This window comes from Alcanivorax limicola (assembly GCF_019931215.1).
Taxonomy (GTDB): domain Bacteria; phylum Pseudomonadota; class Gammaproteobacteria; order Pseudomonadales; family Alcanivoracaceae; genus Isoalcanivorax; species Isoalcanivorax limicola.
Genome location: NZ_JAIOUB010000001.1, coordinates 530,501 through 543,175, shown reverse-complemented (window position 1 = coordinate 543,175; position 12,675 = coordinate 530,501). Strand labels below are relative to the sequence as shown.

7 protein-coding genes are annotated in these 12,675 nt (G+C 60.3%); 4 read left to right on the top strand and 3 right to left on the bottom strand.

All coding sequences use genetic code 11. The annotated features are described in order from the left end of the window. Positions 1-11: 11 nt before the first annotated feature. A complete protein-coding gene (locus K8B33_RS16075) occupies positions 12-4,037 on the top strand; it encodes an FG-GAP-like repeat-containing protein (RefSeq protein ID WP_263284485.1) in 4,026 nt (1,341 codons plus the stop codon). A 439-nt stretch (positions 4,038-4,476) separates the two neighbouring features. Then, on the top strand, positions 4,477-5,433 hold the full coding sequence (locus K8B33_RS02360; protein ID WP_223422870.1) for a DegV family protein: 957 nt from the start codon (positions 4,477-4,479) through the stop codon (positions 5,431-5,433). Positions 5,434-5,451: 18 nt separating this feature from the next. Here the strand turns inward: K8B33_RS02360 and ppsR are convergent, their stop codons facing one another. Continuing rightward, positions 5,452-6,270: a posphoenolpyruvate synthetase regulatory kinase/phosphorylase PpsR gene (gene ppsR, locus K8B33_RS02355; RefSeq protein WP_223422868.1), complete on the bottom strand. Its 819-nt coding sequence runs from the start codon at positions 6,268-6,270 to the stop codon at positions 5,452-5,454. Between the two features lie 219 nt (positions 6,271-6,489). Between ppsR and ppsA the strand changes: the two genes are divergently transcribed. Further along, positions 6,490-8,865: a phosphoenolpyruvate synthase gene (gene ppsA / locus K8B33_RS02350; RefSeq protein ID WP_223422865.1), complete on the top strand. Its 2,376-nt coding sequence runs from the start codon at positions 6,490-6,492 to the stop codon at positions 8,863-8,865. A gap of 94 nt (positions 8,866-8,959) precedes the next feature. Here ppsA and K8B33_RS02345 read toward each other — a convergent pair whose 3' ends face one another. Beyond that, entirely contained in the window at positions 8,960-9,580 is a 621-nt protein-coding gene (locus tag K8B33_RS02345; protein WP_223422862.1) for a lytic transglycosylase domain-containing protein, read from the bottom strand. A 268-nt stretch (positions 9,581-9,848) separates the two neighbouring features. On the opposite strand from K8B33_RS02345, the gene gorA reads away from it, so the two are divergent. Then, complete coding sequence (gene gorA / locus K8B33_RS02340; protein WP_396020955.1) at positions 9,849-11,252, top strand: glutathione-disulfide reductase; 1,404 nt, start codon at positions 9,849-9,851, stop codon at positions 11,250-11,252. A 39-nt stretch (positions 11,253-11,291) separates the two neighbouring features. Here gorA and K8B33_RS02335 read toward each other — a convergent pair whose 3' ends face one another. Beyond that, complete coding sequence (locus tag K8B33_RS02335; RefSeq protein ID WP_223422859.1) at positions 11,292-12,638, bottom strand: cytochrome P450; 1,347 nt, start codon at positions 12,636-12,638, stop codon at positions 11,292-11,294. Between the last annotated feature and the right edge of the window lie 37 nt (positions 12,639-12,675).

The following is a 12,675-nucleotide window of genomic DNA, read 5'->3' as shown; positions in this document are numbered from 1 at the left end:
GGCGCCGGTGCATGAAATGTTATCTACCCTGGTTGGGGTTGGCGTTTACCCTGACCATCGCGGGCTGCGGTGGCAACAGTACAAAACCCTCTGCCGAGGAACCGCAAGCGGTTGAACGGCTTTACTCGCTTGTTGCGCTGCATGGTCTCACCGGGGACCCTGCCGCTGGTGTCGTGATACCGCAGCCGGATGACCCGAAAGTGGTGCTGGGGCGGGCGCTCTTTTTCTCCCGCCAGTTGAGCGGGGAAAGGGATGTTGCCTGTGTCAGCTGTCATCACCCGTTTCTGGGCGGCGGTGATGGCCTGTCCTTGTCTATTGGTGTCGCCGCGCATGAACCGGAGATACTCGGCCCGGGGCGCACCATTGATCTTGCCCGGGATGGTGATCCCAAAGCGCTGACACTGGGCGGGCCTAACGTGCCGCGCAATGCACAAACGATTTTCAATTCAGCCCTTTATCGCACTACGCTGTTCCACGATGGCCGGTTGTTCGTGCTTGGCACGGATGCATCCTCTGGCGAACAGTTGATCCGCACCCCCGAGAGTCTGCTGCGGCGACTGCCTGACCCATCTGCAGCAGGTGATCTGCTTGCGGTGCAGGCCAGGTTCCCCGTTACCAGCTTTGCTGAAATGCGTGGTTTTGGCGAGTTTTACGCCTTGTCGTCTGATCAACTGCGTGAGCGTATTGCCGAGCGCCTCCGCGATGCATCCGGAAGTTGGGAGGGGCCCTTCGTGGCCGCGTTCGGTGATCCATTAGCGGATGGTGCCGGGCTGGAAGCATTGATCAGCTATAATAATATTGCCGCCGCGCTATCGGCGTACCAGGCCAGCAAGACCTTCGTTGACAGCCCCTGGGCGGCTTTTGTACGGGGTGATGCGTCGGCGATTTCAGCGCAACAGGTGCGCGGCGCAGCGCTGTTTTTTGCCAGCCTCGAAGACGGCGGTCTGGGTTGTGTTGGCTGCCACAGCGGCGACCGGTTGACGGATGAGAGATTGCATGTCGCGGCCATTCCCCAGTTCGGCCGCGGCAAACGTGCGGATGATACAGATCCGGGGTTTTTTCTGGTCACCCAGAATGATGAAGACCGCTACAAGTTCAGAACCCCCGGCCTGCTGAATATCAGCGTCACGGGGCCCTACGGTCACAGCGGGGCCTTTGACGATCTGGCGGAGTTTGTGCGCTACCATGCGGACCCCGTTGGTGAGGTCGAGCGCTATGATTTCTCGCTCGCTTCTCTGTCGCAGTTTTCCATGCTGGAGGAAAGCCCTTATCCCAGGGCCCGCGCCATGACCGAGGCTGCGCTCGCGCGCGTCTCCCCCAAGCTTCCGCTACGCCCCTTGAGGGAGGATGAGCTGGACGCAGTGGTCGATTTCCTGAATGCACTGACGGACCCCTGCGTGAATACAGAGGAATGTTTGATGCAGTGGGTGGCGGATGAACAGGACGACCACGACGGACAGATGCTGTACCCCGTGATCCCGAATACGCCTCAGCACCCGGAAGGGGAAGATGGCGGCAGCGGACCAGGTGATCCTGTTGATCCCGAAGAACCGGGTGATCCGAACGATCCTGGCGATCCCGGCGATCCAGTTGAACCCGAAGAGCCGGAGATCGACCCGTCGACAGCACCTTTCCGACACTTCACTGCGACAACCCTGTGCGGGCACAACTTGCGCAACCGCATGGTGGATACAGCGGGGCACACCGGGTTTGTCGAACGGGCGGCCGACAGTGGCCTGTCTCATCACCATGAGTTGGCAACCGAAGCCTGGCGCCGTGAGTTCGGTGCGCTTGAGGCGGCGATGCAAAGTGGCGCCGTGCTGTTGGCACCAATCAATGGCGACTGTTGGCTTGATGCACTTTTCACCACTGGTGGCTACGGTAGTGCCGGTCTGGCGCTTTATCGTAACGATATGGGGCGGGGTTTCCAGGCACAGTCGCATGCGCTCTGGCAGGGCATGGATATTCCCCTGGCGCTCGGAGCGGCAGACCTGAATGCCGACTATCGTATCGATCTGTTGGTGGGTAATTATCTTGCCGGTGACGTACAGGTATACCAGCAGGGAGGCGGGGAGGGGTTCGTGCAGCGCCAGTCCATTCCCATGTCCAAGTCTACATTCGGTTTCGCCTTCGCCGATATTGACGGGAACGGTTGGCTGGATGCCTTTATTGCACACTGGGATCTGGGTGCGCGGCCAGGGGCCGCGCCTGCAATGATGAAGAACATGGGCGCCAATGCGTTTCTCGGGCCTACGGGGGTGCTTTATCCTTATGATGTTGCGGCAGGAACCACCGGTGCCCAGTTGGCACAGAACTTCAATTTCTCCCCGGCGTTCACTGATCTGACCGGCAACGGTTTTCCTGATCTCCTGCTGGCGTCTGATTTTGAAACAAGTGAAGTAGCAATCAATAATGGCAACGGCAGCTTCAGCGTAATCACTGATCGCGCTGTTATTGTTGATGAGAACGGCATGGGATCTGCGATCGCGGATTTCGATAACAGCGGGCACTTCTCATGGTTCGTGACGTCGATACATGCCCCGGATGATGATCGTGAATGGCCATGGGGTCGCACGGGCAACAAGCTTTACACGCCAGCCAGGGACACGGATTTTCCTTTTGCGCAACAGGCAACGCACGGTGCGGAGAATGCCGGCTGGGCCTGGGGTGCCTGCGCAGCGGATTTCAATAACAATGGCTATATAGACCTGTTTGTCGAGAATGGCTATGGCCTCGTACCCGATGCGGTGCGCGCTCAACTTTCCGATGATCTGTTGCGCGACCTTGATGAGCTGCTCGCAGGTTATCATCAGCAGCTGCCCAGGCTGTTTATAAATCAGGGGGATGGCACCTTTGTTGATGAGGCATCAAGCTGGGGCATTACTGCGCCGACCAACGGCAGGGGAGTGGTCTGCGCCGATATAGACCGTGACGGTGATATTGATATCGTCGTTGCCCAGAACATCGGCCCCCCACTGCTGTTTGAAAACCAGCTGCCCGGGCAGGGCGCCGTCAATTTCCTGAGTGTGTCGCTGGTTGCCGACCGGCCCAATACCCAGGCCATTGGCGCGGTGGTGCGGGCGCGCACTGGCGAGATCACCCGCATGCGCCAGGTGGAAGCGAATTCCGGCTACCTCGGTCAAACACCGACGGCACTGCATTTTGGCCTGGGTGCTGACACGCAAGTGGATGAAATACGGATCACCTGGCACGACGGTCGGGAAGAGGTCCTGCAGGATGTACCGGCCAACCGGTTCCTGACATTCCGTCACCCGGATCTGAATCCGTTGAGCTCCTCTCTGCTGCACGACGGCATGGCGGATGTCGCACGTGATGCGCTGGCCTGGCTCGAGAGTAATGAGAATCAGGTGCCGGCCGACGTGCTGCTGGGGCTGACCTGGATGCAGCGGCAGTTCGGCATTGCTCCCGCGTTTTCACCGACAGCATTGCTGGAGGATCTGATAGCCCATGAAACGGATGCCGCGATGCTTGCCTCATTGCTGGCTTATCGCCGCTTTTATGACCCGGATCACACGCTCCCGGCGGAGGCGCTGTCCGGGCTGGTGGGCCTCGACGAGATCACGATTGCGCCGTTGTATTGCCATGAACACGCGCTTGGCACGGATTATCTCGGGCGGTTGCTTGCGTTGTCGGCCAGCGAAGATGCTTACGAGGTCAGCCACGCTCTATTTGCCTACCTGTTGCTGACGGACAATGCCTGTCCGCTGCGTCTGCCGGCTGCGGATGTAGAACAACTGGTGCTCAGGAATCTTGCGTTGGTCCAGCCTGGCGGAGAAGGAATCCGTGATATTGATATTGAAGCAATGGCGTTTATTGCAGCAGCCGGGCGCTCGGATCTGATCAGTCCCGCGTGGCTGCACGCATTCATGGATGCCCAGCGCCAGGACGGCGGGTTTGCCTTTGCCCAGGAGGATGGCGATAGCAACGCGCATGCAACCGGGTTGGCACTATGGCTGGCGTTGCAGTTGACCCACTCGAACCAGATACACCACGGTCTGATCGCACAGCATTGGTGATCCCCCTTTTGTACGACCAATGCTGATCGCAATGGCTGCTGATTGATCAGCGACAGCCCCGTCGCGGTGCGTGCTGCGGTGGGCGGCCTTGCCCACACGCTGATCAGATCAGGTGTTACAAATCTTCCCGGTTTGCGAAGCAGGTCTTATGACGCTGCGAAGCTGTGCGTCGATGAGCGTTTAATCCTTTTTTAAATCAATGACTTGGTTGAGCTTTATGCACGTTGCAGTCTCCCGTCACTCCGTTACACTGATGTGGCACAAGAAAACCAGTTTGCGTCACAAGCAGTCTGGCTGAGGACAGTCGGGCACCGGGGGGTGACCGGCGCGGCCAACAGGGAGCATGGCGACAACAACAATTACAGGCCGATCAATTGAGCCCTGGTCACTCTGTCTGTCTGGGATGGCGTTATTTCGCACCTCAGGGGGAGAAAGACCCATGCGTATCGGCATCGTGGTGGATTCCACATGTGATCTACCTGCTACATTCTATTCCGAGCACGACATCCGCATCATGCCCATCTCCATCCGGCTCGGCGACGAGCTGCTGGTGGACGAGCGTGACGCTGCAGCAACACAACATTTTTATACCAGCCAGCTCGACGCGAAAGGCATCGATTCCGAATCCATTCCCTACGACAGCAAGCAGATCCAGGCGGTGTTTCTTGAGCGTTTGGTGATCGATTTTGATCTGGTCTTCTGCATTACGGTCTCCAGCAAGCGCAGCCTGATCTTCGATAACGCCACCAGTGCGTCTTTCGGGATTCTCAAGAAGTACCGGGATGCCCGCGCTGCGGCCGCAGTGAGCGGCCCGTTTTCCATGCGGGTGATTGACAGCAAGACGATCTTTGCCGGTACAGCAGTGTTGGTGGCCGAGGCAGCGGGGATGATCAAGGCGGGGATTCAACCGAACGAGATTCGCCTGAAAATTGACCAGATGATCCCGGACATCTGCGGCTTCATGGTGCCCGCGGATCTGGCCTATGTGCGTAACCGGGGCTTCAAGAAGGGAACGCGCAAGAGTCTGGCCGACACCATGCGCGGCGTGGCACTCACGGTGGGCTCGGCGCTGTCACTGCATCCGATCATCAAGGTTTATCGGGGTCAGGAAGACCCGGCCACGGTGAACCGCAGTTACGAGAAGTCAGTCCGCAAGATGCTGGAGCATGTCGCTGCGCGCATTGAAGCGGGCGATGTGCGCTCTGGCAGCATCTGTCTGAGCTATGCAGGCGATATTTCCGCCGTGCCGGACATGGAGGGCTTCAAGACACTGGATAATGCGGCGCGCAAGGCAGGCCTGACGCTGCATCTCTCCACCATGAGCGCCACCGGGGCGGTCAATGTGGGGGCTGGGTGTCTGTTCGTGGCTTACGCAGGAGACCCGGGGGAGCTCTGAGCTGCCCCCCGATACAGACTACTGCAGGCGCCGCTGCAGACCCGCCTTGGCCAGGATGCGCGTGGAGATTTCCTCGATGGAGAGCTCCGTCGCGTTGATGCTGGGAATGTTGAACTTGTTGAACAACGCCTCCAGGGCCCGGACCTCCATGTCACACTGACGCGGTGAGGCGTACTTGCTGCCTGATTTGCGTTCGCTGCGAATGGCAGCCAGGCGGTCCGGGTCGATGGTCAGGCCGAACAGCTTGTCCTTGTGGGGCAGCAGTGCCTCGGGCAGGCGCAAGTCGTCGAAATCATCTTCAGTCAGCGGGTAGTTGCCGGCGTAAAGGCCGAACTGCAGTGCCAGATACAGGCAGGTGGGGGTCTTGCCGCTGCGCGATACCCCGACCAGGATGATGTCGGCCTTGTCGTAGTGCCGGGTTCGCGCACCATCATCGTTATCCAGCGCATAGTGCACCGCGTCGATGCGGATACGGTAGGCCTCATGGTCCCGGATCGCATGGCTCTCGCCGACGATCAGGCTCGAGCGAACGCCCAGCTCATCCTCCAGGGGGCCGACGAAGGCGGCAAACATGTCGAGCACCAGCCCGTTGCAGGTGCCGATGATCTCGCGATGCTCTTCATTGACCACGGTGGAGAAGACGATGGGCTTGTGCCCGTCAGCCTCGGCGGTCTGGTTGATGCGGGTCACGGCCTGCCGCGTGGTCTCCTCGGACTGGACGTAGGGGAGGGTAATCTGGGCGAACTCGACGCCCCGAAACTGGCTGAGCATGGAATGGCCCAGGGTTTCCGCAGTGATGCCGGTGCCATCGGAGACGAAAAAAGCGGTACGTTTCATGGGCAGGTCATACTCGCGGTAGAGGCTCGAAGGGCAAGGCTAACGGCGGCGTTGCGGGCATGCAAGCGCATCCGGGGGAGAGCCGGGGGGACCGGCCAGATTGTGCAATTGACCATTTCCCCGAAAGTCGAATCATTTCAGGCGAGAAACGGAACGGCTTTTTGAGTAGAATACCCCGCGACACACCCATCCATTCCGGAAAATGTAGGGAGCAGGACCTTGGCGGAGTACGTAGTCTGGTTTGAACGCCTTGGCAAGGGCGACGTGGAGACGGTCGGGGGCAAGAATGCTTCCCTGGGCGAAATGATCAGCAATCTGGCGGCAGCGGGCGTATCCGTTCCCGGCGGTTTTGCGACCACGGCGCAGGCCTATCGCGATTTCCTTGAACACAACGACCTGACCCGCAAGATCAATGATGCGCTGGCCAGTCTGGACGTGAACGACGTGGTGGCCCTGGCCAAGACCGGCAAGGAGATCCGCCGCTGGGTGGTGGAAGCCCCCTTCCAGCCCGAGCTGGAGCAGCAAATCCGTGACGCCTTTGTACAGATCAGCGACGGCAATGCCGACCTGTCTGTGGCGGTGCGTTCCTCGGCTACGGCCGAAGACCTGCCAGATGCCTCCTTTGCGGGCCAGCAGGAAACATTCCTCAACATCCGGGGCGTGGACAACGTCCTGGTGGCGGTCAAGGAGGTCTTTGCCTCCCTGTTCAATGACCGCGCCATCAGCTACCGGGTACACCAGGGCTTCGAGCACGCCGGCGTGGCGCTGTCTGCGGGCATCCAGCGCATGGTTCGCTCGGAAACCGGTGCCGCCGGGGTGATGTTCTCCCTGGATACCGAATCCGGCTTCCGTGACGTGGTGTTCATTACCTCGTCCTACGGCCTGGGCGAAATGGTCGTCCAGGGTGCGGTCAACCCGGACGAGTTCTATGTTCACAAGAAGACATTGCTGAACAAGCGTCCGGCCGTATTGCGCCGCAATCTGGGCTCCAAGCTGCAGAAGATGATCTATGGCAGCGATGCTTCAGCGGGCAAGTCCGTCCAGGTGGTGGATGTCAGCCGCGAAGACCGTATGCGTTTCTCTCTCACCGACGCCCAGGTGGCAGACCTGTCACGTCAGGCGATCGAGATCGAGAAACACTACGGTACGCCGATGGATATCGAGTGGGCGCTGGATGGCGACGACGGCAAGCTGTACATCGTGCAGGCGCGCCCGGAGACGGTGAAGAGCCGTTCGGACGTGTCCGTGATGGAGCGCTACCTGCTCAAGGAAAAGGGCGCCAGGGTACTGGTGGAAGGGCGTTCCATCGGCCAGCGCATCGGCGCAGGGCCGGTGCGTATCATCACCAACATCAAGGAGATGGAGCGGGTTCAGGACGGCGACGTGCTGGTCACCGACATGACCGACCCGGATTGGGAGCCGGTCATGAAGCGGGCTGCCGCCATCATTACCAACCGGGGCGGCCGCACCTGTCACGCGGCGATTATCGCCCGTGAGTTGGGCGTGCCTGCGATTGTCGGCTGTGGCGATGCCACCGATCTGCTGACCGACGGCCAGCTGGTCACCGCCTCCTGTGCCGAGGGCGACACCGGCAAGATCTACGAGGGACGCCTGGACTTCGACATCCAGCGCAACTCCATCGAATCCATGCCGAAGCTGCCCTTCAAGATCATGATGAATGTGGGCAACCCGGACCGGGCCTTTGATTTCGCCACGCTGCCAAACCAGGGCGTGGGTCTGGCGCGCCTGGAATTCATCATCAATCGCATGATCGGTGTGCACCCGAAGGCATTGCTGAACTACAGCAGCCTGCCGCGGGACATCCAGCAGACGGTGGACAAGCGCATCGCAGGCTACGACGGCCCGGTGGAGTTCTATATCGAGAAGCTGGTTGAGGGGATCAGTACCCTGGCGGCGGCATTCCACCCGGAAAAGGTCATCGTGCGTCTGTCGGACTTCAAGTCCAACGAATACGCCAACCTGATCGGCGGCAAGCTCTACGAGCCGGAAGAAGAGAACCCGATGCTGGGCTTCCGCGGTGCGTCACGCTACGTCAGCGAGAACTTCCGCGATTGCTTCGAGCTGGAGTGCAAGGCGCTCAAGAAAGTACGCGAAGAGATGGGCTTCACCAATGTCGAGGTGATGGTGCCCTTCGTGCGTACGGTCGGTGAGGCAGAGCACGTCATCGAACTGCTGGCGAAGAACGGTCTCAAGCGGGGCGAGGAAGGCCTGCGCGTCATCATGATGTGCGAGCTGCCCACCAACGCGCTGTTGGCGGATGACTTCATCAAGCACTTCGACGGTTTCTCCATCGGGTCCAATGACCTGACTCAGCTGACGCTGGGTCTGGATCGGGATTCCGGTATCGTCAGCCATCTGTTCGATGAGCGTGATCCGGCAGTGAAAAAGCTGCTGAGCATGGCCATCGAGGCATGTAACAAGGCAGGTAAATATATCGGCATCTGCGGCCAGGGCCCGTCTGATCATCCGGATCTGGCCAAATGGCTGATGGAGCAGGGCATCTCCAGCGTGTCTCTGAACCCGGATTCGGTACTGGATACCTGGTTCTACCTGGCGGAGAAGCACGGCAAGTAAGCGGCTTCGATACGGCCTGACGAGCCCTCGTCATCGGCACCTTGATCGGGTGCAGGTGGCGGGGGTTTTTCTTTGGGTATGGCGCAGTGCGGAATCAGCGAACAGCGAGGGCGGGATCGGGGCTGCCGAAGTGTTGCTGGTAGCGGGGCAGGAGCTCCTGTACTTTCTTGACGTAACCCTGGGTTTCCGCGAAGGGCGGAATGCCGCCGTGGCGGCGCACATTGCCCTCGCCGGCGTTATATGCCGCCAAGACATGATCCAGGCGATCAAAGCGCTCCATCAGATAGCTCAGGAAGCGCGCGCCACCGACGATATTCTCGCGGGGATCAAAGGCATTGTTCACTTCAAGAAAGGCGGCGGTGCGTGGCATCAGCTGCATCAGGCCCTGGGCGCCGACACGGGATACGGCGTGGCGGTCAAAATGGGACTCGGCGTGAATGACGGCCTTGATCAGGCCGGGATCGACATCATACAGGCGTGCTGCATGGCGGATTTCGGGGTCGTAGAGATCGCGCATGTCGCTGGTGAGCACGCGGGGACGGTAATCCCAGCCACGGCGCACATTGAGCAACTCATAGGTGGCGGGCAGGGCATCGCGGTCCGTGAACAGGGTGACACCGTCGGGCCCACGGTAGGTGTAGATGGTGTCTGCGGTGGTGGCGAGTGGCCCCAGGAGCCCTGCCAGCAACCCCAGTGCGCTGACGAGTGTCTTCATCCCCGTTCCTTCCTGCTTGTCTTATGCTTATGCTCGCGCCCGGTTAATGCTTTATTCTGATGGCCGGTCTGACAGTATGCCTGAGTCTGTGGGCCCGAATCCATACCCGGGATACGTCAGGAACGGGCCTGAATCACAAATCGCTTCCTTCAAGGGAATTACAGGCAAGGGAATGACAGGGGATTGCCAGCCGTCAGCGGGGCAGTCAGCATGGCGCCTGAGAAATCCGTTCCGCATCCGTTCCATCGCATCAGGAGACAATACCGCCGTGACCAAGGCTGAAGTGGCAGACACATTTGATCTGATCGTCATCGGGGCCGGCTCCGGTGGGGTACGGGCGGCGCGCATGGCCGCTGCGGAGGGTGCGCGGGTGGCCATCATTGAATCGCGCTTTTTCGGCGGTACCTGCGTGAATGTGGGCTGCGTGCCGAAAAAGCTGTTCGCCTACGCCAGTGAGTTTGCGGACCTGTTCCAGCTCGCGGAGGATTACGGTTTCGCGTCATCGGGATCGGCACCATCACGGCCGGACTGGCAGCGTCTGCGCGACAACAAGACCCGAGAGATCGAGCGCCTTAATGGCATCTACCGGCGCATGCTGGAACAGGCTGGTGTAACCATCTTTGAAGCCCACGGCCGGGTGCTCGGTGCGGGCCGTGTCAGTGCCGGCGAGCAGCAGCTGTCCGCGAAAAATATTCTGGTCGCCACAGGTGGCCAGCCTTTTGTGCCGGATATTCCGGGCAAAGCGCTGGCGCTGATTTCGGACGACCTGTTCTATCTGCCCGAGCTGCCGAAAACCGTCGCCGTGGTGGGCGGGGGCTACATCGCCACGGAGTTTGCCTCGATTCTCAACGGCCTGGGTGTTTCGGTGCAGCAGATCTATCGGGGTGGTCTGTTCATGCGCGGGTTTGATGAAGATATCCGTGCTTTTGTTGCGGCACAGATGGCCGAGAATGGCGTCAACCTGCGCTTCAACTGCGATGTCATGTCCATCGATGCTGTCGACGGGCAGAAGCAACTGACATTGGCCGACGGTGAAACGTTGCGGGTCGATGAGGTGTTCTACGCCACCGGCCGGGTGCCGAACGTGACCGATCTGTTTGCCGATGAACTGGGCCTGGCCCTGGCAGACAACGGCGCCATCCCGGTGGATGCGGGATACGCCACCTCCGTGCCGGGGCTCTATGCGCTCGGAGATGTGACGGATCGCGTACAGCTGACCCCGGTGGCGCTGGCAGAAGGTACCTGGCTGGCGAAAACCCTGTTCGCGACTGACAAGCCTGACGGGCCGTTGAATTACGAGAACATTGCTACAGCCGTGTTCTGCCACCCGAATATCGGCACAGTGGGGCTGACGGAGACGCAAGCGCTGGAGTGCTATGACAGGGTGCGCATCTACACCAGTGAATTCCGGCCGTTGCGTTATTCCATGAGCCCGGCGGCGGCAGGCAGCACACGTCATCGCACCTTGATGAAACTGGTGGTGGACGATGCCAGCGACCGGGTGGTGGGGCTGCATATGGCTGGAGACGAAGCGGGTGAGATCGTTCAGGGTTTCGCCGTGGCGATCAATATGGGGGCAACCAAGGCTGATTTCGACCGCACCCTGGGCATCCATCCCACCTCTGCGGAAGAGTTCGTCACCATGCGGACCCTGACCCGTACCTGCCCCTGATCCGTCAGGGGCCTTTACTGCCGGGTGCGCCGGCGAGCATCAGCGCCGGCGCAGACGTACCGGCAGATCGTCCTTGGGAACCGGCAGGCTGGTCATGTCCAGTGGCATACGGTATGCCGGGTCCACGTCCCATTCGAAACCCAGCACCAACTGGTGCAGCACGGCTTTGACCTGAAGCTCGGCGAAGTGCAGGCCAATGCACTTGTGCGCACCACCCCCGAATGGCACCCAGGCGTAAGGGTGCACCTTGTCCTCGCGCCGATCCTCGGCAAAGCGCTCCGGGTCGAAAGTCTCCGGATCAGGCCAGTACTCCGGCATGGCATGGGTAAAGAACGGGCTGATGGAGACCAGCGTTCCGGCGGGCACATAGTGCCCTGCGAACTCACAGTCGCGCACCGTGCGGCGGGGTACTGACGGTACCGGTGCACACAGACGCAGTGCTTCTTTCATGGCCAGGCCCGCGCTGTGAAGCTTGCCCAGGTCATCGTAATCGAGCTGTGTCTTGCCCAGTGCCAGGCTTTCGTCACGAATCCGGGCTTGCCAGTCCGGATGGCGCGCCAGCCAGTAGATCATGTTGCTCAGGGTGATGGTGGTGGTGTCATGGGCGGCCATCATCAGGAAGATCATGTGGTTGACCACATCATCATCGGTAAAGGATTCGCCCTCTTCGGTTTCGGCCCGGCACAGCACACTGAACAGATCCGCTTCGTTGCTGCGGCGCTTGGCCGGTACTTCGCGGCGGAAGAAGTCTTCCAGGACGCGGCGGCCGCGTAACCCCTTTGCCCACCGACCGCCGGGCATATTGAAGCGCAGCAGGGCGGTACCGGCGCGCACCGTATCGATAAAGGCCGTGTTGATGCTGTTGGCTTCGCTGCCCAGTTTCTGGCCCATGAAGACATCCGTGGCCAGATCCAGTGTCAGTTGTTTGATGGCGGGAAAAATCATGAATCGTTCAGCCGGCTGCCAGCCTGCCAGACCCGCCTCGATACCCGGGCCCATGCGGGTATTGTAGTCGCGCAGCACCTCTGTCTTGAACGCCTGCTGCATGATCTTGCGGTGCCAGCGATGCTCTTCGAAATCCAGCAGCATGATGCCCCGGTGGAAGAACTTGCCGATGAAGACATCCCAGCCCTGATGGTTGGAGAACACATCGCCCTTGTTGCGCAACACGAACTCGTTGGCGTCGGGGCCAATCATGCTCACCATTTTCATGCCAAACGCGTTGCCCCATGAAATGGCGCCGTAGCGTTCGTAGCGCTCCCGCCCGACACCCAGCGGGTCGCGGATCAGCCGCAGAGTATGGCCTATCAACGGGGGGCCTGGATCACCGGGTATCGGTTTGAGATCACTGCCGGACGGGACCGCTGAAAAGGGGACATTGCGCATGGCGGGGCTCCTGATACTCCACTACGGGCGGCATGGG

What these genes read in the sequence shown, in the direction of transcription:
- K8B33_RS16075 (WP_263284485.1), top strand. Translation starts at nt 12, where the DNA reads ATGAAATGTTATCTACCCTGGTTGGGGTTGGCGTTTACCCTGACCATC.
- K8B33_RS02360 (WP_223422870.1), top strand. Translation starts at nt 4,477, where the DNA reads ATGCGTATCGGCATCGTGGTGGATTCCACATGTGATCTACCTGCTACA.
- ppsR (WP_223422868.1), bottom strand. Translation starts at nt 6,270, where the DNA reads ATGAAACGTACCGCTTTTTTCGTCTCCGATGGCACCGGCATCACTGCG.
- K8B33_RS02345 (WP_223422862.1), bottom strand. Translation starts at nt 9,580, where the DNA reads ATGAAGACACTCGTCAGCGCACTGGGGTTGCTGGCAGGGCTCCTGGGG.
- K8B33_RS02335 (WP_223422859.1), bottom strand. Translation starts at nt 12,638, where the DNA reads ATGCGCAATGTCCCCTTTTCAGCGGTCCCGTCCGGCAGTGATCTCAAA.